Below are 22,663 nucleotides of genomic sequence, written 5' to 3'. Positions count from 1 at the left end.
GGAAACGCGGCCCCCTTTCTAACATGGGCTGATCATTTCAAGGACGGTGCTGTCCTAAACCGGTCAAACGGTGACGGGGAGGAGGAGACCAGGTGAGGGTAGTACCCTTCGGTCATCCTGCTGTGAGGGGGACATGGCGATAGCGAGCATCAAGGAGGTCGCCCAGCTGGCCAGCGTGTCGGTGGGGACGGTCAGCAACGTGCTGAACCGGCCCGACACGGTCTCGCCGGCGACCCGTGAGCGGGTGCTCAACGCCATGAACGAGCTCGGTTTCGTCCGCAACGAATCCGCCCGGGCGCTGCGCTCCGGCCGTACGCGGACGATCGGGCTGGTGGTCCTCGACGTCACCAACCCGTTCTTCACCGACGTCGTCAAGGGGGTGGAGGCCGCCGCGGACGCCAACGGCATGATCATCAGCCTCTGCAACAGTGACCAGGACGGGCCGCGCGAGCGGCGCTACCTCGATCACCTGGAGGAGCAGCGCGTCCAGGGCATCCTCATCACCCCCGTCGAGGGGGAGACCGAGCAGTTGGAGCAGCTCATCGAGCGGGGGACGCCGGTCGTGCTGCTCGACCACCGGGCCACCGGGCGTAACCGGTGCTCGGCCGCCGTGGACGACGTCCTCGGCGGAGGGCTGGCCGCCGAACACCTGCTCTCGCAGGGGCACCGCCGGCTGGCCTTCGTGGGCGGCCCGCACACCATCAGCCAGGTCGCCGAGCGGTACAAGGGAGCGTCGGAGACCGTCACGGCGGCCGGGGGAGTGGTCGGCCGCGCGGCGGCGCGGGGCGACGGCGTCGCCCCGGACGCCCCCGAGCGGGTGGCGGGCAACGGCACTCTGCCGGGCGCCGCTGAGGTGCCCTCACTTGTCCGCGTCGACGTGCCGTCGCTGAGCCTGGCCTCGGGCCGCCACGCCGCCGAGAGCCTGGCCGCCATGCCCGCCGAGCAGCGGCCGACCGCGCTGTTCTGCGCCAACGACCTGCTCGCCCTGGGCATCATGCACGGGCTGACCGTCGCGGGCCTGCGGGTTCCTGAGGACGTGGCGCTCATCGGCTACGACGACATCGACTACGCCGAGGCGGCCGCGGTGCCGCTGTCGTCGATCCGCCAGCCGCGCAAGGAGCTCGGCCGGGTGGCCGCGGAGCTGCTGCTGGAGGAGATCGACGAGGGCGAGCGCCACCGCCACCGCCAGGTGCTCTTCCAGCCCGAGCTGATGGTCCGCGCCTCGAGCGTGCGCCGCTGAGGGCCTGATCTCCTCCCCGAAGGGACCTCAGTCATGGGTCCCCTCGGGAAAGAGTTCCGTGTGGCGTGTCAGTTACGCGGCTTGTTGTCGACCTCGAGGACGAGCCGCGCGAGCTCCAGCCGGTCGATATTGGGCCCGTACGCCTTCGCGTTGCCGAGAACGAGCGCGCCCTTCTCCGTGGTGAGCGTGATCGGCGTCGCCTGCGGCCAGAAGTTGTCCCAGGCGTAGTTGTGCCGGAACACGCCGCGCGTCGTCGCGCCGCCGGTCTCGGTGATGTCGAGGAAGCGGCTGATGACGTCGGTGTTGTACGCGTGGCCGGTGTTCCGGTCCGCGTTGGCGTAATGCACGGTCAGGACGTACTCGCCGGGACCGGACCCGTCCGGGCGGGGGAGGGTCACGGTGTTGCCCGCGCCGTTTCCGACGTACCCGACATAGGCCTTCCCGGAGGCGTTCGAGCCGCTCGTGGCGGGCACGTCGACCACCTGGGCCGTTCCGGCGCGCGGCGCCTGCTCGGCCTCCACCCGGTGGACCGCCGTGTCCGCCTGCTCGGCCCGGACCGTGGTGAGCCCGCGGAGCTCCATACCGGCCGGGCCGCCGACCTCGACCTTGGAGATCCCGGCCGGGAGGTACAGCCGGGCACGGGAGGAGGCCTCGCCCGGGCGGGGCGCCCGCAGGCCCGGGATCTCGCGCCCGTCGACGAGGACCCGGAGGTCGCCCGTTCCGCGTGCCCGGTAGGAGAGCTCGAGGTCGTAGTAGCCGTACTCGCTCGCGGCGATGAAGAACATGGCACGCGCGCCGCCGCCGAGGGCGATGGCGGGGCCCTTCCCCTGCCGCGTGATCCGGGCGCCGCCGGACAACCGTGCCTCGTCGGCAGGGTACGTCGCCCGCTCGGCCGCGCCGGCCTCGGTGAGGTCGAACTTGTCGAGCGTGATGTCGCTGCCCGGCAACAGGTTCGTGCCGTCGGCGCTGGTGCGCAGGGAGAGCTGGTGGGTGCCGGCGGTCAGCCGGAGCTCCACGTCGGTACGGCCACGGTAGGTCCACCCGAGGTTCGCCGAATACTGCACGATCTGGTTGAGCGTGCCGTCCACGAAGAGCGCGTGCCTGCCCGGCGCCTTGTTCGCGCCCTGGTAGATGCCCAGACGGTAGCGCCCGTCGCGGGGCACGGTGACGGGGAACGTGACGGCCGAGTCGACCTTGTTCATCGCGCCGACGTCCCGCTTGCCGGAGGTCGCGTACAGCTGGGGGTCCGCCGTCGTGTCCTGGGCGAAGGCCTGTGCCGAGTCGAGCGTGGCGGACTCCGCCTCGACCGAGAGCGCCCACGGCGCGTCGGGCTCCGGCGCGTCGCCGCCGGCGGGGACGATGGTGACCCGGTAGGCGGCCATCACGTCCCCGCCCGGCAGGTCCACCTGCAGCTTGCCGCCGGACACCGCGACCCGCCCGGCCGCGATGACCGGCGGTTGGCGCGCGTCGCCTTCGTACCCGCTCCAGGTCGTCCTGGACACGAGGACGTCGACCTGCTCGCCGAAGACGCCGGGGGCGAGCCCGGAGATGTCGAGCCGGACGGGCTCGGAGCCGCCGCCGACCAGGATGGTGCCGCGCCGCGCGAACTCGTCGATCGCCGCGACGGCCTGGACGGTGTCGGCGACGTTCAACTGCGGCGGGACCGCCTTGACCGTCTGCCCGGTCAGGTCCGCATACCACTTGAGCAGCCACCAGCCGCCGTTGGCCTGACGGGTGCGCACCGCGTGGTCGTCGAGGTTGCCGGCGTAGGTCCAGTACGCCATGTCGGCGTCGACCTTGGTGTCCTCGAACAGGGAGATCCACTGGATCATCTGGCCGGGGACGGACATGTCACGCCGGTTGCCGTACTCGTCGATGTTGATGGGCAGCGGGCCGATGCCCAGGTCGCGCTCCATCTGGCGGTAGTGCTCGTAGTGGCCCCGGTAGTCGGCGAGCCGGCTGCGCGACAGCTCGTGCCAGCTCATGATGTCCGGCAGGCAGTTCCCGTCGCCGCACTTCGCGTCCTTGGCCCAGGTGAGGAAGTCCCGCAGCCGCCCGGGGTTGTAGTTCGCCTCGTTCGGGCCGACGATCTTGGCGTCGGGATCTATCGAGCGGATGCGTTCGAACACCGCCTTCCAGTCGCTGAAGAACTGCTCCTTGACGGCCGCCCAGTCCTGGTACCAGATGCCGTCGGGCTCGTTGAACGGCACCCAGACGAACTTGTCCTTGTCCTGCGGCCGCTCCCGGACGACCTTGCGGACCATCGTGTCGACCTTCGCGAGGTAGTCGTCGATGCCGCGGTTCTCGTAGGGCCACTGGCTGTAGACGTCCTGCATGTAGATGACGATCTCCTCGCCGCCCGCGGCGAGGAGATCGTCCGCGATCACGAGCGCGTCGCCGTTGGGATGCTGGTCGCCGTCCGGCGCCTTCTGCGCGACGGTGCGCGGCCGGGCGCCGGCGAGGAGGGCGTCTCCGGGCACACCAGGGTCCGACAGACCGTAGAGCATGCCGGTCGCTCCGCCGTGGACCGGGCCGGTGGGCTGCGCGAAGTCGACGGTGACCACGTCGGGAGCGGTGGCCGCGTCGGCCGGGGCGGCGGTCACGGCGGAGGCGGCGAGCGCCGCGACGGCGCCGGCCACGTGGGCGCGCCGGACTGGCTGGGGTCGCTGCATGGGTGTCCTCTCCTGCAACAGGACGGAGTTTGCTCGGGGGGTGGGGAGTCGGGCGAGGAGTTATGTGACCGGTCACATCCTTGGAGCAACAGTGTGACCGGTCACACGTTGCGGGGTGAAGACCCGTTTGCAAGATTGTTACGCGGAGGTTTTGGGGGAAGTGGGCGAGATGCGGCAAATCTGCCATTTTCCACCCAGTTGGTGGCCAGGATCTGGCAATGCGTGCTCTTGCCTCAGCCGCGCCCCTCTTACGGTCGTTGTATGGGGTTTTCTTCGCATGCAGCGCCGTTGCCGCAGGATGGAGCGGAGTGCCCGATGCCACGGCATGGGTCCGAGATGGATGAGGTGCTGCTCCAGGCTGTACGCGAGTCCGGAGCCCACATCGGCGTCGTCTACCTCCTGCAGGACAACGAACCGCTCCTGGTCATGGACGTGGAGGTCGGCATGCCGGCCCAGCTCGTCAAGCCTTGGGCAAGGGTCAGGCTGAACGCCGGCACCCCGGTGGCGGCCGCCGCTCGTCAGCGCCGGCTGGTCTGGGTGCCCGACCACGAAGAGCTCGCCCGGCGTTTCCCCGCGACCGCGCTCGCCGCGCCGTACCCGTTCGCCATCGCCGCCGCTCCCATCATGACCGGCAGGGCCCTGCGGGGCGTGTTCCTCCTGCTCTGGCCGGAGTCACACTCCTGCGAGCTGGCCACTCGCGAGAAGCAGGCCCTCGCCGCGGCCTGCGACAGAGTGGCCGCCATCCTTCAGCGGCCGGTCGAGCACCCGCTGAGCCGCGCAGGCGAGCCACGCGTCCTGACTCCGGCGCCGCCTCCAGCGCCGGAACAACATCCCGAGTCGGCTGTCTGCGGCTATCTCGATCGGATCCACGTGGGCTGTCTCGTCCTGGACCTGGAGGGCCGCATCACGTTCGTGAGCGCCGCGGCGGCCGAGCTCTTCGACGGCGACGTGACGGGCCTGCTGGGCAGGCCGTTGTGGGAGGTGGCGCCCTGGCTGAAGGATCCCCTGTTCGAAGACCGCTGCCGTGCCGCCGTGATCGGCCAGCAGATGACCTCGTGCGCCACCCGATGTCCCGACGGCCGCGTGGTGGAGTTCCGCATATATCCGGATCCGTCCGGTATCAGCTTGCGCGTCGCGCCCCTCGACGTGGACAACCCGGCTCACATGAACGAACCCGAATCGGGCCGGGAAGCCCTGACCCGGGCGGAGGTCTTCTACAGTTTCCTCCCGCTGGCGGTGGCTCTGACCCGGGTGCTCAACATTCCGGAGATCATCGATCTGGTCGCCGACCATGTCATGCCCATGTTCAAGGTCAAGGCCATGGCGATACTGGTGGCCGAGGGCGGCAGGATGCGGGTCATGGGCGCGCGCGGCTACGGCCAGGACGTTCTCGAACGGCTCGACGGCCTGCCCATCACCTCGGACATGCCCGCCGGGGACGTCGCCCGAACCGGGGCGCCGGCGTTCTTCGCCGACGTGCACGAACTGCGGCAGAGGTACCCGCACGCCGAGGGCCAGGACGAGATGTCCGCCTGGGCGTTCCTGCCGCTGGAGGTCCACGACGAGGGCGTCGGCTCCTGTCTGTTCGCCTTCGACGAGCCCCACCCGTTCACCGTCGAGGAGCGCACCACCTTCACCGCCCTGGCGGGAATGCTCGCCCACGCCCTTGATCGGGCCCTGCGGTACGACAGCAAGGACCGGCTCGCCCACTCCCTGCAGAAGGCCCTGCTCCCGCGTAGCCTGCCCGAGATCGCCGGCCTCGACGTGGCCGCCTGGTACGTGCCCGCCACCCGCGGCGTCGGCATCGGCGGCGACTTCTACGACCTGATCCGCCTGACCGACACCTCGGCCGCCGCGGTCATCGGCGACGTCCAGGGCCACAACGTGACGGCAGCCGCCCTCATGGGACAGGTGCGCACCGCCATCCACGCCAACGCGGTCGCTGGCGCCAGCCCCGGCAACGTGCTCAAGCACACCAACCGCCTGCTCATCGACGTGGACACCGAGCTGTTCACCAGCTGCCTGCTCATCTACGTCGATCTGCAGCTGCGCACGCTCCGCGCGGCCAGTGCCGGGCACCCTCCGCCGCTGCTGCGGCCGCCCAACATGCCCGCCGAGATCATCGACGTGCCGGTCGGCCTGGTGCTCGGCGTCGACCCCGACGCCGACTACCCCACCCTGCAGGTGCCCTTTCCGCCAGGCGCCCTGCTCGCCCTCTACACCGACGGCCTCGTCGAGACGCCCGGCATCGACCTGGACCACGCCATCGGCAACCTGGCCGGCCACCTGACGCACGAGCCACAGGAGCTCCAGCAGCTCGGCAGAACGCTCCTCGAGCACGCTCCGCACACGAGCCAGCGCGCCGACGACATCGCGCTGCTCCTCCTGGAACACCGCGCCAAGCCCATGGGCTGACGGCTGAGGATTCCGCATGCGTCTGGATCGGTGCGCATGGGAGGATGTGCGCCCTGAGGTGGGAGGAGAGGCAAATGCGTCGGGTGTTGATGGTGGGTGTGGCGATCGCCGTGGCGGCGTTATCCGCCGGATGCAGCGGTCAGGGAGTCAAGGCTACTCCGGGCGCCGGGTCGGCGAGCGGGGGTGGCGTGGTCTCACTCACCTTCGACGACGGTCTGGAGCGTCAGGAACAGATGGCGCAGGAGCTCACCAAGCGCGGCATGGCCGGCACCTTCTACGTCCTCAGCACCCGGATCCAGGCTCCCGGCTACCTCAGCCAGACCCAGCTGGCGGAGTTGTCCCAGGCGGGGCACGAGATCGGCGGGCACACCCGTACGCATGCCAGGCTGCCCACTCTCCACCCCGACGAGCAGCGCAGAGAGATATGCGGCGACCGGTCCGCGCTGGAGGCGATGGGCTTCACCCCGAGATCGTTCGCCTACCCCTTCCACGCGGTCAACGCGGCGGCCGAGGCCGTGGTGAAGGAGTGCGGTTACAGCAGCGGCAGAGGCCGGGCGGGCGCCGCCGCGGAGCAGACCACGCCGGGGGACCCGTACAACCTCAACACGCCGCTGGCGGTCGGCGCGAACGCCACGCTTCCGCAGATCCAGCAGTACGTGATCGCGGCCGAGCAGCACAAGGGCTGGGCGATCCTCGTCTTCCATGACTACTGCGACAACTGCGGATCGTTGGGAGTGAAGCCCAAGATCTTCACCGAGCTCCTCGACTGGCTGAAGGAGCGGAAGGTCCCCGTCCGCACCGTAGGCGACGTCATCGGCGGCGACGTGCGGCCCGTGCCGCCGCTCAAGGCACCGTCGATCGTGATGAACGCCTCGCTGGAGAACTATTTCGGCAAGGAGGGGCTCCCCGACTGCTGGCAGCTGGACGGAAGATCTCCGGCGGCCGCGTTCAGCCGCGTGCCGAGCGCGCACACCGGGCGTTGGGCCGGCCGCATCCAGGTGACCGGAGGCGACCCGGGGCAGCTCAGGCTGGCGATCAAGCAGGACGACGGCGAGTGCGCGCCCAAGGCGGGACGCCTGTCGGTCTGGTACACCTCGACCGCGCCGGTACGGTTCACGCTCAGCAAGCGGACAGGTGACGGGGTGTGGTCGCGCTGGAGCGACGGCCCCGTCTTCCCCGCCACGCCGACCTGGCGGCAGGCCACCTGGGCGCCCCGGCTGGCCGACGCCGCGGGGGTCAGCTTCGGCCTGGTGCTGACCGCACCGGGTCAGGCCACCTTCGACGACTTCGCGCTGCGCTGAAGCACATTGCGGAAGGCGGCCAGCGCGTACTCCGTGTGCGTGCGCTCCTTGACGACCTGGGCCGTGCTCATCAGGGCGGCGCGGAAGCCGGCATCCGACAGCGCCCGGAGCGCCTTGCCCGCCGCGGCCGCCCAGTCTCCCGGCGGATAGAGCGCCTCCTTCGGGAGGATCTCGGGGAGCGCGCCCACCGCGGGCGCGATCACCGGGCATCCCCGCACCAGCGCCTCGGCGACCGACATGCCGAACGACTCGTCGGTCGTCGTCGAGACGGTCAGCCCGCCGTTCGCCGCGACGGCGGAGTACAGGGCGGGCATGCGGTCGTAGTCGAGGCGCGGCAGCCAGCGGGCCGAGCCGAGGGCGGGTGAGGTGGCGAGCTTGGTGGTCAACGCGGACACCTCGCCGGCCGGGGCGGTGTACCCGCCGACGATCAGCGGCGTGACGCCGGGCCTCGCGGCCGCGATCCGGCCGAGCAGGTCGGCTGCGGCCCGCCAGCGCTTGTGCCCGTCGAGCTTGCCGATCCAGGCCACCGGCGTGGAGCCCAGCGCGGGCGGCACGGTCTCGGCGTACCAGCGCTCGTCCAGGCAGTTGGGGACCACGCTGATCGGGGACAGTCCCAAGGCCCCCAGTTTCTCCCGCATGTACTCGCTCACGGTCACGATGTGGTCGGGGCGGATCGCGAGCTCGCCCAGGTAGGAGAGGTTGGTCGTGGTCGTGTGCACCTCGAGGATGAAGGACCCGGGGGAGCCCGCGCGCTGCCACGCGGACAGGAAGCTGGGGCTGTCGATCACGACGAGGATGTCCGGGTCCGCATCCCTGATGGCGGCCTCGCGGGCCTCGTCGGTGGCCGTCACCCGGGCCACTCCCGGGGGGAAGTGGGCGACCATGCCGTGGTCCGCCTCGTACAGAACGCCGATCTCGAACTCGGCCGAGAAGTGCGTGTACCGGTTGAGCAGCTGGGTGGACACCCCGCCGATCACGCCGTAGCGGTAGCAGAACAGCACCTTCATCGGCACTCCAGCAGCGTCAGCAGACCCTCGCGGCCCTTCCGCACGACCTGCTCGGCCAGCTCCGAGTACGCGTCCACCCGGCGCTCCCAGGTGTTGCGCGCGAGCCAGGAACGGATCTCGCCGATGTCGAGGGCCGATCCCGCGACCTGGGGTATGGCGGTGACGAACTCCGCCGCCGACTCGGTGACCCGTACCCCCGGATAGTCCACGCACTGCGGGAAGTAGGTGCTCAGCACCGGCAGGCCGAGATGGAGGTACTCGTAGACCTTGATCGGGTCCACCGCGTCGGCCAGCGCGCCGTTCCTGAACGGGATCAGCGCCAGCGCCCACCCGGCGCTGAGCTCGGCCAGCTCCCGATGGCCGAGCAGCCCGAGCAGGCGCACGTTCTCCGGCAGTCTCAGGTCGGGGTTCTGATGCCCGGCCAGCTCGAAGGTGTAGTGCGGATAGGTCTTGGCGGCGCGGATCAACAGGTCCCAGTCGAACCATTTGTCGGTCAGGTGCCCGAAGTAGCCGATCGTGGTGGCGTCCGGCCGGCGCGGGGCCGTGGGGGCGGGGAAGGCCGGATCCAGGGCGTTGGCGTTGACGCTCACCTTCCGTCCGCCCAGCGTCTCCATCTTCCTGGCCAGCGGCGCGGAGACCGCCGTGACCACGTCGGCGTGCGCGACGAGGTAGCGCTCGTAACCGGGGTGGTACCACTTCGCCATGCCGATCTTGGCGAACTCCTCCCAGTCGTCGCGGGCGTCGTAGATCGTCACCCAGCCGTGCGAGGCGGCGTGGGTCAGCGTCCGCACCATCGCCTCGTGCGGGAACGAGGCGAACAGCAGCTTCCGCTTGCCGCCGAAGTCGGCGCTCAGCACCTCGTCGAGCAGCTTGGGGGTGATGTCGATCGGGCTCTGGAACAGCAGCGGATCGGGGTGCGAGGGCAGCGGGTCCGTGTCGCGCCAGCGGTAGTAGTTGAAGAAGACCGGGCAGCCGCGGCCGAGGTAGACGCGCGTGAGGCGGATGGGCCTGTTGCCCCGGGCCTCCTGCACGAAGGTCGTGCCCGAGAACATCAGCACCACCTCGTCGCCTTCGGCCGCCCTGGCGCGTTCGATCCACTCGTGCAGCCCGATCCTGAACTCCTCCACCGGCACCGGGGCGACCTCGGCCGGCCGTGGCTGTGGCGCCGGGGCGGGGGCGGGGGGTGGGGACGGCGGCGTGACGTCCGCGCGGGCCGGGGCGGCGGGGGAGGGCGCGGGGCCGGCCTTCGGGCCGGGCTGCGCCGGGTCGGCCCGCCCGGGGCGGCGTAACCGCCGGTAGACGGACAACACGCGCCAGGCTCGCGAGGAGCGGATCCTGTTGACCTGCTCACGGTAGTCCGCCAGCCGGCCGGTCACCGTCTCCAGCTTGGCTCGCAGTCGCTCGTTCTCCTGCCGGAGCTTGGACTCGACCGTGACGAGCTTGTTCAGGCGCTGCTGGGTGAGTTCGTGCCGGTGCCGCTCGCCGTTGTAGACCGTTCGGAGCCGGGTCAGGCCCGCCCGCTCCGTCTGGAGCTCCTCCTCGAGCGTGGCGACGTGCTCGCGCAGGCCCCGCAGATCCTCCGCGTGCGCGGCCTCGGCAGTCCTCAGGTCCTCCGCGTGCGCAGCCTGGGCCGCTCTCAGATTCTCCGCGTGCGCGGCCTCGGCGGCTCTCAGGGCCGCGCCGTGCGCGGCCTCGGCAGCCCTCAGGGCGTCGCCGTGGGCGGCCTCGGCCGTTCGCAGGTCCTCTGCCTGGGCACGGACGAGAGCGCGTAGCTCGTCCCGCTGGGCGGTCACGGCCTCGGCCGTCTCGCGGACCGTCTCCAGGCCGGCGCTCAGCCCCTGAATCGACTCCAGGAGCCTGTGCCGCTCCGCCTCGGCGGCGGCGGCGGCCGCGCGGAGCAGGCCGGCCTCGCTCTCCGCCGCGCGGATGCCGGCCCGCAGCCGGTCACGCTCCTCGGTCAGCGCGTGGAGCTGCTCCTGCAGCCCGGCGCGTTCCGTGGCGGCCCCGTCCGCGATGCTGAACGACATGCGGCGCACGGTGTCCTGGAGCGCCGACAACTCATCGAGGACGTGCTGTCTCGTCCTGCTCTCGCCGATCTGCGCCTTCAGCTCGGCGTTGGCCGCGGTGACGTCGCGGTAGAGGCGGTTGGCCCGCTCCAGCTTGTCGCGGACGTTCTGTAACCGCTGCTCCAGATGTTCCTCGCGCTGGAGGAAGTCCGCCTCCTCCGGACTGAGCAGGTAGGCGGGGACACCCCGCGGCTCATCCCGCCGTACGGCCACCGCGGCGATGTGCCGGCCCAGGACGGTCAGCTCGCGGACCTCGAACAGGGGGTCGATCAGGCGGCGGAAGCCGGCGCGGTAGAACGTACGGCGATGGTCGTGGTGCGGCATCAGCCCGTGGGGCACGGAGAGCAGGAGCGTACCGCCGGGCGCCAGGACCCGGTGGAGCTCGGTCAGGATCACCCCGGGGTCCGCCACGTGCTCGAGCAGCTCTCCGGCGACCGCCGAGTCGAAGCAGCCGTCCGGGAAGCCGAGGCGTTCGCCGTCGCCCCGCAGGAAGGCCAGCCTGGCGGCCACGTCGGCGGGCAGCTCGGCGGCCAGCCTCGCGGCGAAGGCGATGGCCTCTTCCTCTATGTCGACGCCGGTCACCTGGTCGCCTCGGCGGGCGGCGAGGATGGACAGCGTCCCCTGGGAGCAGCCCAGGTCGAGGACGCGACCCCCTGGGAGGTGATCCAGGAGCCAGTGCAGCCTGTTCCTGGTCAGTGCCTGGGTTTCGGGGTCGACATCTATCCCGTTATAGGCACAATGGACGCGATCATGGTTCATGTGGGAAGGGACCCCTGGGCGATGATCAGTGAAGGCCCGACATTACCATTTCTCGAAATAACCGTTAAGGGCGGTAATCAAGGTGCCTGTCATGCGTAAGTTCATCGTCCTGGTGATCGCCTTGTGCGCCCTCATCGGTTGCACCTCGTCAGCGCCTTCCAGCGCGGGAAGGCCGCCCACGGCGGTCGAGGCGACACAGGTTCCCGTCGGGCTCCTCCACGAGACCGTGCCGGGGCTGCGGGTCGACGACGAGCTCTACGTGCCGCTCGACGCGCTGGCGAAACGACTGGAAGTGACCGTTTCCACGGGCGCCGACGGTGTCGTCCGGGCCGAGTATTTCGAGGACGAGACCCCGCTCATCAAGCAGCACGACCCGCGCGGGCCCTGGCTGCACTTCGCCGGCGTGGACGTCACCACCTGGCGGCGCATCTCCATCGGGCCGGACGGGATCCCGGCGAGCACCTACGATTTCGGCACCTTCCAGTATCCGGTCGAGGTCGTCCAATACGGCATGGAAAATTACAGCAAGTGGGTCGCCACGGGCGACGAGAAATACCGGCCCAAGGCGGAGACCGTGGCCCGCTGGCTGCTGGAGCACCAGGACGCCAAGGGCGGCTGGCCCGTGCCCTTCGACTACTCCTATCGCGAAGGGCTGGCCGGCGAGCTGCGCGCCGGCTGGTACTCGGGGATGGCCCAGGGCATCGGGGCGGCGTTCCTCGCCAAGATGTACGACAAGACGCGTGAGTCGCGCTACGGCGACGCCGCGCTGCGGGCGCTCGGCCCCCTGCGGACCAAGGTGGAGGACGGCGGCGTGCTCCGCCGGTTCGAGGGCCGCTTCGACTGGTTCGAGGAGTACCCGACGCCGACCCCGACGCACGTGCTCAACGGCTACCTGTTCGCCCTGATCGGCGTGCACGATGTCGGCGAGCTCATGGGCGACAAGGCCGCGAAGGAGATGTTCCAGCAGGGGCTCAAGACCCTCGACAGGATCCTGCCGCTGTACGACCTGTCGTACCGGACCACCTACGACCTCCTCCACTACACCCGGACGCCCGCGACGGCGCCCAACCCCGCCCGCTGGAGTTATCACTCGTTGCACGTCACCCAGCTGTCGGCGCTGGACGCGATCACCGGGGGGCGCTACCGCGAGATCGAGCAGCGCTGGCTCGGCTACCTCAACGGGAAGGCGCTGCCCGGCAATTAGCATAAAGTCCACTAATCGATCTCGGGAGGTATCGAGGGATGCGCCGCTTACGTCGCCTGTTGTGGATATCCCTGACCTCCCTGGTGCTGCTGGGGACGCTCGGCACCGGCGGGCTCTTCATCTACCAGTCCAGCCTCGACAGCGACATCGTGCGGTTACCCACGGCCCTGCCCACCTCCCGGGAGGAGGAGAAGCAGCGCCCGCAACCCAAGCCCGGCCACGGAGAGACGTGGCTCCTGGTGGGCAGCGACCGCAGGGCCGACGCCGCCACCACGGGAGACGGCGCCAAAGGGGTGCTCTGGGTGCCCGGCTCGCAGCGCACCGACACGATCATGCTGGCCCACCTCTCCGAGGACCGGAAACACGTCGCCGTCGTGTCGATCCCCCGGGACTCCTGGGTGCTCATCCCCGGCCGAGGCCGCGCCAAGATCAACGCCGCCTTCTCCTGGGGCGGCCCCGCCCTGCTGATCAAGACCATCGAGTCGCTCACCGGCATCCGCATCGACCACTACGCCGCGATCGACTTCAAAGGGTTCGCCGCGGCCGTCGACGCGGTCGACGGGGTGGACGTCGAGGTGGCCAAGACGGTGCGCGACACGAACACCGGCACCACCTGGACGGCGGGCCGCCACCACCTCAACGGGGAGCAGGCCCTGCTGTTCGTCCGGCAGCGCTACAACCTCCCCGGCGGGGACTTCGACCGGATCAAGCGCCAGCAGGCGCTGCTGAAGGCCCTTTCCGACCGGACGCTGAGCGCCGGCACCCTGACCAACCCCGCGAAGGTCGACGTGCTGCTCCGCTCGATCACCAAGGCGACCACCGTCGACGACGGCGTGACTCTGCAGATGCTCCGCAGCCGCCTCATCGACCTGGCGGAGCTGGACGCGTCCGACTATTTCACGATGCCGACCCGCGGAACCGGCATGGAGGGCGCGCAGAGCGTCGTCTACCTGGACAACCGCAAGACCCGCGCGCTGAGCGAGGCCATCAAGACCGACCGGGCACGCGAATACGTCAAGAAGAGCGGGACGGGGAACTCGGTGGACACGGTCCGGTAGTCACCCGCCGAGAATGTTCCAGGCGCGTACGGTCCAGTCCGTGCTGCCGGAGACCGCGACCGTCGTGCCGCCTGCCTGGCCGGCGGCCAGCGCGTACACGGGACCGGCATGCCCGCTGATCGGCTTGCCGACCGCCTTGCCGGTGCGCAGGTCCCACACGCGCAGCGACCGGTCGTCACCTGCCGAGACCACCCGCCCACCGACCGCCGCCAGCGCTCGCACCCAGTCGGTGTGCCCGGTCAGCGGGGTGCCGATGGCCGTCCCCGTGATCAGGTCCCAGCGGCGCACCGTGCGGTCCTCGCCCGCCGACACCGCGACGGGACGGCCGTCGACCACGGCGGTGGCCACCGCGAGCACGACGCCCTGGTGGCCGGTGAGCGGGGCGCCGATCTGCTTGCCGGCGGTGATGTCCCACAACCGCAGCTCACGGTCCTCGCTCGCGGAGATCGCCACGGGCTTGCCGTTCACGATCGCGGAGGCCAGCGCCCTGATCGGCTTGCGGTGCCCCGGCAGGGGCGGCCCGAGGGGAGCCCCGGTGCCGGCGTTCCACCGGTGCAGGCGGCCGTCGGCGCCGCCGGAGACGATGACGTCGTTGATGATCGTGACGGCGTTGACGCTGCCCCGGTGGCCGGTGAGCGGCTTGCCCAGCGCGGCCCCCGTGTCCAGCCGCCACATCCGCAGGACTCCGCCCGCGTCGCCGCTGACGGCCACCGGGTTGCCGCCCACGGTGCCGGCGGCCATCGCCACGATCTGGTCGGCGTGCCCGAGCAGCGGGGTGCCGATGGCTCTTCCGGTCAACGGGTCCCACATCCGGACGGTCTTGTCCGCCCCGCCGGAGACGGCCATCGGCCTGCCGCCCACGGTTGCCAGCGCGACCGCCTTGACCGCGGCGGAATGACCGGGAGTGCCCGCGGCCATGGCCGAGGCGCTCCACTTGCTCAGGTCCCACGCCCGCATGGATTTGTCCGCGCCGCCGGAGAACGCGAGCGGGGCGCCGTCGACCACGGCCGCCGTCACGGCCATGACGTATCCGGTGTGCCCGGTGAGCGGGGTGCCCACCGGCTTGCCAGCGGTGTCCCAGCCACGGATCACACCGTCACGGCCCGCGCCCAGCAGCGTCCAGGACGTTCCCGTCTTGATCGCCGCGAGCGAGATCACGACATCGGGCACGTCGCGGATCGTGACGACCCGGTCGGAGGCAAGATCCCAGAGCCTGACCGTCTTGTCGTCGGAGGCGGAGACGACCGCGTCCGGCGTGACGGCCAGTGCCCGCACCCAGTCGGTGTGCCCGTCCCTGGCCGCGCCCGCGGGCTTGCCGGTCCGCAGATCCCAGAACCGCAGCGCCCGGTCCTTGCCCGCGCTCACCGCGACCGGCTTGCCCTCCATGGCGGTCGTGGCGACGGCGAGCACGGCGCCGGTGTGGCCGGTGAGCGGGGCGCCGATGGGGCGGCCGGTGGTGAGGTCCCACATGCGTACGGTCTTGTCGTCGCTGCCGGTGACCGCCACGGGCTTGCCGTTCACGGTGGTCGTGGCGACGGCGAGCACGGCGCCGGTGTGGCCGGTGAGCGGGGCGCCGATGGGGCGGCCGATGGTGAGGTCCCACATGCGTACGGTCTTGTCGTCGCTGCCGGTGACCGCCACGGGCTTGCCGTTCACGGTGGTGGTCGCCACCGCGCGCACCCAGTCGCCGTGACCCGGCATCGGTGCGCCGATCGGCTGCGCGGTACGCGCGTCCCACTGCCGGACCGTCCCGTCCTCGCTGGCGGTCACCGTGACCAGGCGCCCGGCGACCTCGGCCGTGGCGACGGCGGTGACCGCCGCGAAGTGACCGGTGGGGTGCCAGCCGATCGGGGCGCCGAACCCGGCGGCGACCTGCGTGGAACCGGGCGGCGCCGGCGGACCCGAGACCAACCGGGGCACCAGCACCACGCCCGCTCCGGTCAGCGCCACCAGCACCGCGCCTGCGATGGCCAGCCGCCCCACCCGCTTGCGGGAACGTAGGGTCGGCGGCGCGACGCCGGTGGGCCGCGAGATCGGGTCGGGGAACGGCGCCGGGGCGGGCCGGACGGCGCCGGGGGTCGAATCGGGCGGCGCGAAGGGCGAGATCACGGGGGCGGACGTCTCGCGTTCTGCGGGCCACGGTTGCGGCTGATCGCCCGGACCGGGTTGTGCCGAGGGCATGATCGGGGGAGTGGACGCCTCGCGTACGGCAGGCCACGACTGCGGCTGATCGCCCGCGATCAGGGTGTTGAGCACCTCACGCGCGGTCGGCCGCGACTCGGCCTGACGCACCAGGCAGGAGGCGATGATCGAGCGCAGCGGCTCGGCGATCTCGCTGAGGTCCATCTCGCCCTGGCGCAGGGTGATGGCCATGGCCGCGATGGTGTTGCCGCTGAACAGCGGCCGCCCCAGCGCCGCGAAGGTCATCGTCAGGCCCCAGCTGAACATGTCGGAGGCCGGGGTCACCCGCTCGCCCGCGAGCTGCTCGGGAGACATGTAGGCGGGCGTGCCCAGGACCCCCGTGACCGTCACGGTCTTGTCGCCGAACGCCCGTGCCACGCCGAAGTCGATCACGTACGGGCCGTCCGAGCCGAGCAGGACGTTGCTGGGTTTGAAGTCCCGGTGGACGATCCCGGCGTTGTGGATGGACACCAGCGCCGTGGAGGTGTTGACGGCGAGCCGGGTGAGCGCCGAGGCCTCCAGCGACCCCCTGGCGAGGACGTGCTGCTGGAGCGACTCGCCCGCGATGTACTCGCTCACCATGTAGAGGCGGTCGTCGTAGACCCCGTGGCCCAGCACGCGCACCGTGCAGAACGAGGCCACCTTGGAGGCGACCTCGATCTCCCGCTGGAAACGGAGCCGGGACTCGGTGTCGGAGGCGTCGACGGACGTCATTATCTTGATCGCCACTTGCTGGTCGTCGTCGTTGTCGACCCCCAGGTAGACCGTCCCCTGCCCGCCCTCGCCGATCCGGCCCGTGATCCGGTACCGGTCCACGGACCTGGGATCTCCGGGCCTGAGGGGCTGGATGTCCGGCACAAGACTCCTGGGCGGGGGCGAATGTGGGTGTCTCCGATCATAGGGCCACAAGCTCCACCCGGGCAGAGACGACGCCCGTGCGGTAGATCGCATGGTCGTGGCCCGGGTATGCCCGTGGCATGCGATCTACGTGCTGCAGCACGACTGCCCGCACCGGGCCCGGCCGGACGGCCAAAGGTGAACGTTGTGTGCACGTTGTGTTGGCAATCGCGTCATGTGACACCTCTAGCCTGCCCGGCATGAAACGCATCCCTATGGCGGTGGGTGCCGCCGTGCTGGCCGTGAGCCTCGCCGCCGCGGCCGGTCCCGCCTCCTACGCCGCCGCCGAGCCGGAGGGCGCGGGCCAGGCCACGCTGACCGGGTTCGCCTCGCTCCCGGCGCAGACCTTCGTGCCCGGCAGCGAGCCGTCCGGCTCGCAGCTCGGTACGGCCCCCGTCAACGGGGTCACCCCGCCCTTCTCCGGACAGCCGGTCCAGGGGTTCAGCGGCATCGTCCGGCGCGGTGACGGCACCTTCGACGTGCTGTCCGACAACGGGTTCGGCGCCAAGAACAACAGCGCCGACTTCCTGCTGCGCGTGCACCGCATCAAGCCGGACTTCCGGGCGGGCACTGCGGCGGGCACTGTGCAGGTGCTGGGCGGCTTCAACCTGTCCGACCCGGACAAGCGGGTGTCCTGGCCGCTGACCAGGGCGGATCGGGTGCTCACCGGCGCCGACTTCGACGTGGAGTCGATCGTGCGGGCGGACGACGGCACGTACTGGCTCGGCGACGAGTTCGGCCCGTTCCTGCTGCACTTCTCGGCGCGCGGCACGCTGCTGGAGGCGCCGATCGAGCTGCCCGGCGTCAAGGCGCCGGAGAACCCGACGCTGAACGGCGCGACCCCCAACCTGGCCGGCAGCAAGGGCTTCGAGGGCATGGCCCGCTCCGCGGACGGGCGGCGGCTGTATCCGCTGCTGGAGGGGACGGTCAGCGGCGACCCCGCGGGCACGTTGCGGCTGAACGAGTTCGACGTCCGCAAGCGCGCCTACACCGGCAAGCGCTGGACGTACCGGCTGGACAGCCCGGCCAACGCGATCGGCGACGCCATCGCGGTGGACGACCACCGCTTCCTGATCATCGAGCGGGACGGCAACCAGGGCGACGCCGCCGCGCTCAAGCGCGTCTACCTCACTGACAGCCGCGACCGCGACCACGACGGCGCGCTGGACAAGACCCTGGCCGCCGACCTGCTGAACCTGGCCAACCCGAAGGGGCTCGGCGGGTTCGGCAAGACGTTCCGCTTTCCGTTCCAGACCATCGAGGACATCGTCCTCCTGAACGACCGCACAATCGGGATCCTCAACGACAACAACTTCCCGTTCTCGTCGGGACGCACGCCGGGCCAGCCGGACAACAACGAGTTCATCACCGTCCGCCTGCCCTGGCGCCTGCACGCGCGCTGATCTTCCGATGGAGCGGCGACGTCACCATCGACGCCGGCACGCCCTCAGCGGTGATCTGGCGGCGCTGACGCCGCCCGGTCGGCAGGGGACCCTAGCGAGGGGTCACGGTCCTCTTGCCGACCGAGCCGCGGACCACGATGTGCGTGCCCAGGACGACGTGCTGCGGCTGGCTGAGGTCCAGTGCCAGCCGTACGGCGGTGCGGCCCAGCTCCTCGGTGGGGATGTGCACCGTGGTGAGCCCGGGCACCAGGTCGGCGGCGAGCGGGATGTCGTCGTAGCCCGCGACCGACACGTCCTCCGGCACCCGTACGCCCGCCTCGCGCAGCGCGGCCAGCACGCCGGCGGCGACCATGTCGGTGCCTGCGAAGATCGCGGTGAACTCCGCCCCGACCGCCAGCAGGCGCTTGGTGGCCTCGTAGCCGGCGCTGCGGGAGAAATGGCTGGGCAGGACGAGGTCCGGGTCGTACGGCACGCCGTAGTCCTCGTGCGCGCGGCGGAAGCCGTGCACGCGGTCGATCTTGGTGGTGTTCTGGTCCTCGGCGTCGGCGGCGCCGAGGTAGACGATCCGGCGGTGGCCGCGGGAGAGCAGGTGGCTGGTCATGGCGTACGCGCCGGCCTCGTTGTCGTACTCGACCACGGTGGTCGGCACGTCGTCGCCGAGCGGGGGACGACCGCACAGCACCAGCCGGGAGCCGGCCTTGTCCAGGGCGTGCGCGAAGTGCGTCATGCGGCGGCGGTAGGCGTCGTCGGCCGAGCCGCCGCCGACCAGGATCACCGCGTCGGCCCGCTGCTCGCGCATGGCCTCCACCACCGCCAGCTCACGCGCCGGATCGCCGTGCGTGGTGCAGACCAGGCACAGCCGGCCCTCGGCGGTGGCCTGCTGTTCGACGCCCTTGGCGACGTAGGCGAAGGAGGGTCCGGTGACGTCGTCGAGCACGAAGGCGACCATTTTGGTGCCGGCCCCGGACAGGGCGCGGGCGTGCACGTTGAGGACGTAGTCCAGCTCGCGCATGGCGCGCAGCACGCGGGTGCGGGTGGCCTGCGCGACCGGGTAGTCGCCCTTGATCACGCGGGACACGGTGGAGGCGGAGACCCCGGCCCGGGCGGCGACGTCGCGGATGGTGACGCCCTCGGCGTGAACAGGCGTCGCCTCCTGAGCGGCGTGCTGTGGCTTTCCCGGCTTGCGTGGCAAGGCGCACCTTTCGTCAGGCGGAGCAGTGGTGCTGAGCACGGCTGGCACAGCACCACGCGTAGTGTGCCCGGACCGGTCTAGGCAGTGGCCGGGAAGAGCGGCAGGGCAGCTTGATTGTCGCGGACGGCGCGCTCGCGCGCCACACCGAGCCACACGGGGGGCCGCCGGCCGCGCTCACTTCAGGCCACCCGGTCGAGGTCGTCGTGGTTGACCGGGTGCGCCAGCGGCAGCCCGGTGGCCAGCCGTTCCAGCTCGTCCACGACGACGGCGCCCATCCGGGCCAGCTCGTTGCCGTGCGAGCCGGCGATGTGCGGGGTGAGGAAGGCGTTGGGCAGGTCGAACAGGGGCGAGTCGGACGGCAGCGGCTCGGGCTCGGTGACGTCGAGGATCGCCGACAGCCGCCCGGACTTCAGCTCGGCGACCAGCGCGTCGGTGTCGACCAGCGACCCGCGGGCGGTGTTGATCAGCACCGCGCCGTCCGGCATCAGCGCCAGCCGGGTGCGGTCGAGCATGTGGTGGGTCTCGGGGGTGGCGGGGGCGTGCAGGCTGACGATGTCGCTGTGGCGCAGCAGCTCCTCCAGCGACGCCTGCGGCACGCCGGGAACCTGGGTGTAGGGGTCGTACAGGCACAGATCCAGGTCGTACGGCGCCAGCAGCTCGATCACCTTGCGGCCGATGCGGGAGGCGCCCACGATGCCGACCTGGCGGCCGTTGTTGCCGATCCCCTGCTCGATCTTGGCCAGGGTGAAGGCGCGTGCGCGCCGGTAGCGCTCGTTGAGGGCGAACACCCCCTTGCCGGCCAGCAGGATCGCGCCGACGGTGTACTCGGCCACCGGGACGGCGTTGGCCGCGGCGGCCGACGAGACCAGCAGGCCGCGTTCCCAGCAGGCGGGGGTGACCAGGCTCTTCACCGATCCGGCCGCGTGCAGCACGGCGCGCAGGCGAGGCGCGGCGGCGAGCACAGCCTCGTCGAGCGGCGGGCAGCCCCAGCCGGTGAGGAGGATCTCGGTGTCTGCCAGAGGCAGGCGCGGGTCGTCGAAACGCTCGGCCACCAGGGTGACGTCGATGTCGGCCAGCGTGTCCAGCCGCCGCAGCAAGGGCGCGGGGAAGAGCAGGGCGAGATGTTCCTCGCTCATGGCGAACAGCGCCTTCGGGCGTGTGGACACAGGGAAAGCCCTCCATTCGGATAGAGACCGGTTTCTAAACTAGAAGCACAGCCTCGTGCGGTCAACGGTCCGCGTCGATTGAGCCTGATCGAAATTGCTACCAGGGTTCCCCGGTTGTCCTGCGTTGTTGATGTGTAACGTCTCCGTAACGCAGCCTTGAAGGTGTCGACCACTCGGACGTAGCGTTCGCAGCGAACGGTTTCTATCAACCATGAGAGCCACCTGCTGCCGCCTCAGACGGGACTTCGGTGATGAGCACGCTACAGACGAGGCAAGAGCCTCAGACGAGACCGCCTTCCGGGCCGCCGGGCAGGCGCCGCGCCCGACGTGGGCCGGTCCGCACGAGCTGGACGATCGGGCTGCTCGCGCTGCCGGCGGTCGTCTTCTTCCTTGTCTTCAACTACCTGCCGATGGCCGGCCTGGTGGTGGCGTTCAAGCAGTTCGACGTCAACCTGGGGATCTTCGACAGCCCGTGGAACGGGCTGGAGAACTTCGCCTACTTCCTGGAGTCCGGGGACGCGGCGCGGATCCTGTTCAACACGCTCTTCCTCAACATCCTGTTCCTGATCGCGACGCTGGCCGCCGGGATGATTCTGGCGATCATGCTGAACGAGATCCGCAGCACCTTCTTCAAGCGGGTCTCCCAGTCCGTCGTCTTCTTCCCCTACTTCGTCTCGCCGGTCGTGATCAGCATCATCCTGCAGGTGCTGCTGGCCGGGGCCTCCGGCGGGGGCGGGGCGGTCAACGACGCACTCGGGGGCCTCGGGTTCCCCGCGGTGGACTGGTACACGGAGCCGGGGCCGTGGCCGTGGATCCTCACCGTGGTGAAGGTCTGGCAGCTCGGCGGCTACCTGAGCGTCATCTTCCTCGCCGCGATCACCGGCATCCCCGAGGAGGTCTACGAGGCCGGGATGATCGACGGAGCCTCGCGGGCCCAGATGGCCTGGCGCATCACCCTCCCGCTGCTGAAGCCCACCGCGGCGGTCCTGCTGGTGCTGGGGGTCGGCCGCATCTTCTACGGCGACTTCGGCACCATCTACGCGATCGTCGGGGACAACGGCACCCTGTTCGACAGCACGGACGTCATCGACACCTACGTCTTCCGCGCCCTGCGCCAACTCGGCGACTTCGGCACCACCGCCGCGGTCGGCCTGTTCCAGTCGGTCGTGGGTTTCATCCTCGTGTTGATCGCGGTGCTGATCCAGCGCAAGTACTCGAAGGAGACCAGCATCCTATGAGCGGCAAGAAGCTGGAACCGTTCACCGTCGTCAGCATCATCGGCGTCTCCTTCGCCGTGCTGGCCTGCGCGATCCCGTTCTGGATGATCATCTCGGGGTCGTTCACCAGCGAGACCGAGCTGGCCACCACCGGGTACAGCCTGTTCCCCGCGGCCTTCGACCTCACCGCCTACAAGATGATCTTCACGGGTCCGGCGGTGCTCGACGCCTACTTCGCCAGCGTCTTCATCACGGTCGTGGGCACGGCACTGTCCCTGGCGGTGACCTCGGGGCTGAGCTGGGTGATCGCCCGCCGGTTGCCCGGCATCAGCCGGCCGCTGACCGTCTTCGCCTACCTGCCGATGCTGTTCTCCGGCGGTCTGGTGCCCCTCTACCTGCTGGTCACGCAGTACCTGAAGCTGCAGAACAGCTACTTCTCGGTGATCCTGCCGCTGCTGGTCATGCCGTTCCTGGTCTTCGTCCAGGTCAGCGCCTTCCGCCAGCTGCCGGAGTCGATCTTCGAATCGGCCAAGATCGACGGTGCCGGCGAGCTGCGCATCTTCTTCACGATCGCGATTCCGCTGTCCAAGCCGATCCTCGCCGTCGTCGGCCTCTTCTACGCCGTGCACTACTGGAACGACTGGTTCATGGCGCTGCTGTTCATCGACGACGTGCACAAGTTCCCGCTCCCGCTCGTGCTGCAGAACCTCATCTCCAACATCTCGTTCACGCAGATGCTGCCGCAGCTGGCCGAGGCGGCCACCCCCGTCTACCAGCTCCGGCTGGCTCTCACGGCCGTCACCATCGGCCCGATCCTGCTCGCCTACCCCTTCGCCCAGCGCTACTTCGTCAAGGGCATCACCCTCGGCGCCACCAAGGGCTGAT

Annotated in this window: 14 protein-coding genes; 8 read left to right on the top strand and 6 right to left on the bottom strand. The window is 70.5% G+C overall.

Annotation, left to right across the window (positions count from 1 at the left end):
- Positions 1 to 133: 133 nt before the first annotated feature.
- Positions 134 to 1,240: a LacI family DNA-binding transcriptional regulator gene (locus tag ABN273_RS37915; RefSeq protein WP_349453965.1), complete on the top strand. Its 1,107-nt coding sequence runs from the start codon at positions 134 to 136 to the stop codon at positions 1,238 to 1,240.
- A 68-nt stretch (positions 1,241 to 1,308) separates the two neighbouring features.
- On the opposite strand, the gene ABN273_RS37910 is transcribed toward ABN273_RS37915, so the two are convergent.
- Positions 1,309 to 3,912: a hypothetical protein gene (locus ABN273_RS37910; RefSeq protein WP_349453964.1), complete on the bottom strand. Its 2,604-nt coding sequence runs from the start codon at positions 3,910 to 3,912 to the stop codon at positions 1,309 to 1,311.
- 336 nt (positions 3,913 to 4,248) lie between these two features.
- Here ABN273_RS37910 and ABN273_RS37905 point away from each other — a divergent pair, with 336 nt between their 5' ends.
- A complete protein-coding gene (locus tag ABN273_RS37905) occupies positions 4,249 to 6,327 on the top strand; it encodes a SpoIIE family protein phosphatase (protein ID WP_349453963.1) in 2,079 nt (692 codons plus the stop codon).
- A 74-nt stretch (positions 6,328 to 6,401) separates the two neighbouring features.
- On the top strand, positions 6,402 to 7,628 hold the full coding sequence (locus tag ABN273_RS37900; RefSeq protein ID WP_349453962.1) for a polysaccharide deacetylase family protein: 1,227 nt from the start codon (positions 6,402 to 6,404) through the stop codon (positions 7,626 to 7,628).
- Here the strand turns inward: ABN273_RS37900 and ABN273_RS37895 are convergent.
- Together ABN273_RS37895 and ABN273_RS37890 are read right to left on the bottom strand one after the other, a co-directional pair.
- On the bottom strand, positions 7,595 to 8,635 hold the full coding sequence (locus ABN273_RS37895) for a glycosyltransferase family 4 protein (protein WP_349453961.1): 1,041 nt from the start codon (positions 8,633 to 8,635) through the stop codon (positions 7,595 to 7,597). The genes ABN273_RS37900 and ABN273_RS37895 overlap by 34 nt on opposite strands.
- Entirely contained in the window at positions 8,632 to 11,460 is a 2,829-nt protein-coding gene (locus tag ABN273_RS37890; RefSeq protein WP_349453959.1) for a methyltransferase domain-containing protein, read from the bottom strand. Before ABN273_RS37890 ends, ABN273_RS37895 begins: the two co-directional genes overlap by 4 nt.
- Positions 11,461 to 11,551: 91 nt before the next feature.
- Between ABN273_RS37890 and ABN273_RS37885 the strand changes: the two genes are divergently transcribed.
- Both ABN273_RS37885 and ABN273_RS37880 read left to right on the top strand, forming a co-directional pair.
- Complete coding sequence (locus tag ABN273_RS37885) at positions 11,552 to 12,664, top strand: D-glucuronyl C5-epimerase family protein (protein WP_349453958.1); 1,113 nt, start codon at positions 11,552 to 11,554, stop codon at positions 12,662 to 12,664.
- A gap of 38 nt (positions 12,665 to 12,702) precedes the next feature.
- Complete coding sequence (locus tag ABN273_RS37880; RefSeq protein ID WP_349453957.1) at positions 12,703 to 13,722, top strand: LCP family protein; 1,020 nt, start codon at positions 12,703 to 12,705, stop codon at positions 13,720 to 13,722.
- Here the strand turns inward: ABN273_RS37880 and ABN273_RS37875 are convergent, their stop codons facing one another.
- Positions 13,723 to 16,761, bottom strand: coding sequence for a protein kinase domain-containing protein (locus ABN273_RS37875; protein WP_349453956.1), 3,039 nt, complete (start codon positions 16,759 to 16,761; stop codon positions 13,723 to 13,725).
- 239 nt (positions 16,762 to 17,000) lie between these two features.
- On the opposite strand from ABN273_RS37875, the gene ABN273_RS37870 reads away from it, so the two are divergent.
- Positions 17,001 to 18,203, top strand: coding sequence for an esterase-like activity of phytase family protein (locus ABN273_RS37870; RefSeq protein ID WP_349453955.1), 1,203 nt, complete (start codon positions 17,001 to 17,003; stop codon positions 18,201 to 18,203).
- A gap of 91 nt (positions 18,204 to 18,294) precedes the next feature.
- Here ABN273_RS37870 and ABN273_RS37865 read toward each other — a convergent pair whose 3' ends face one another.
- Complete coding sequence (locus tag ABN273_RS37865) at positions 18,295 to 19,395, bottom strand: LacI family DNA-binding transcriptional regulator (protein ID WP_349453954.1); 1,101 nt, start codon at positions 19,393 to 19,395, stop codon at positions 18,295 to 18,297.
- 179 nt (positions 19,396 to 19,574) lie between these two features.
- The gene (locus ABN273_RS37860; RefSeq protein ID WP_349453953.1) at positions 19,575 to 20,561 is read right to left on the bottom strand and encodes a hydroxyacid dehydrogenase; all 987 of its coding nucleotides are present in this window, start codon (positions 20,559 to 20,561) and stop codon (positions 19,575 to 19,577) included.
- Positions 20,562 to 20,812: 251 nt separating this feature from the next.
- Here ABN273_RS37860 and ABN273_RS37855 point away from each other — a divergent pair, with 251 nt between their 5' ends.
- Together ABN273_RS37855 and ABN273_RS37850 are read left to right on the top strand one after the other, a co-directional pair.
- Positions 20,813 to 21,799: an ABC transporter permease gene (locus tag ABN273_RS37855; protein WP_349453952.1), complete on the top strand. Its 987-nt coding sequence runs from the start codon at positions 20,813 to 20,815 to the stop codon at positions 21,797 to 21,799.
- Positions 21,796 to 22,662 (top strand): carbohydrate ABC transporter permease, encoded by an 867-nt coding sequence (locus ABN273_RS37850; RefSeq protein WP_349453951.1) that lies wholly within the window; start codon positions 21,796 to 21,798, stop codon positions 22,660 to 22,662. Before ABN273_RS37855 ends, ABN273_RS37850 begins: the two co-directional genes overlap by 4 nt.
- The last annotated feature ends 1 nt before the right edge of the window (position 22,663 follow it).

The sequence above is a fragment of the Nonomuraea sp. B19D2 genome, from assembly GCF_040137845.1.
GTDB lineage: Bacteria > Actinomycetota > Actinomycetes > Streptosporangiales > Streptosporangiaceae > Nonomuraea.
The sequence above is the reverse complement of the archived record's forward strand: the minus strand, read 5'-3'. Positions and strand labels throughout refer to the sequence as shown.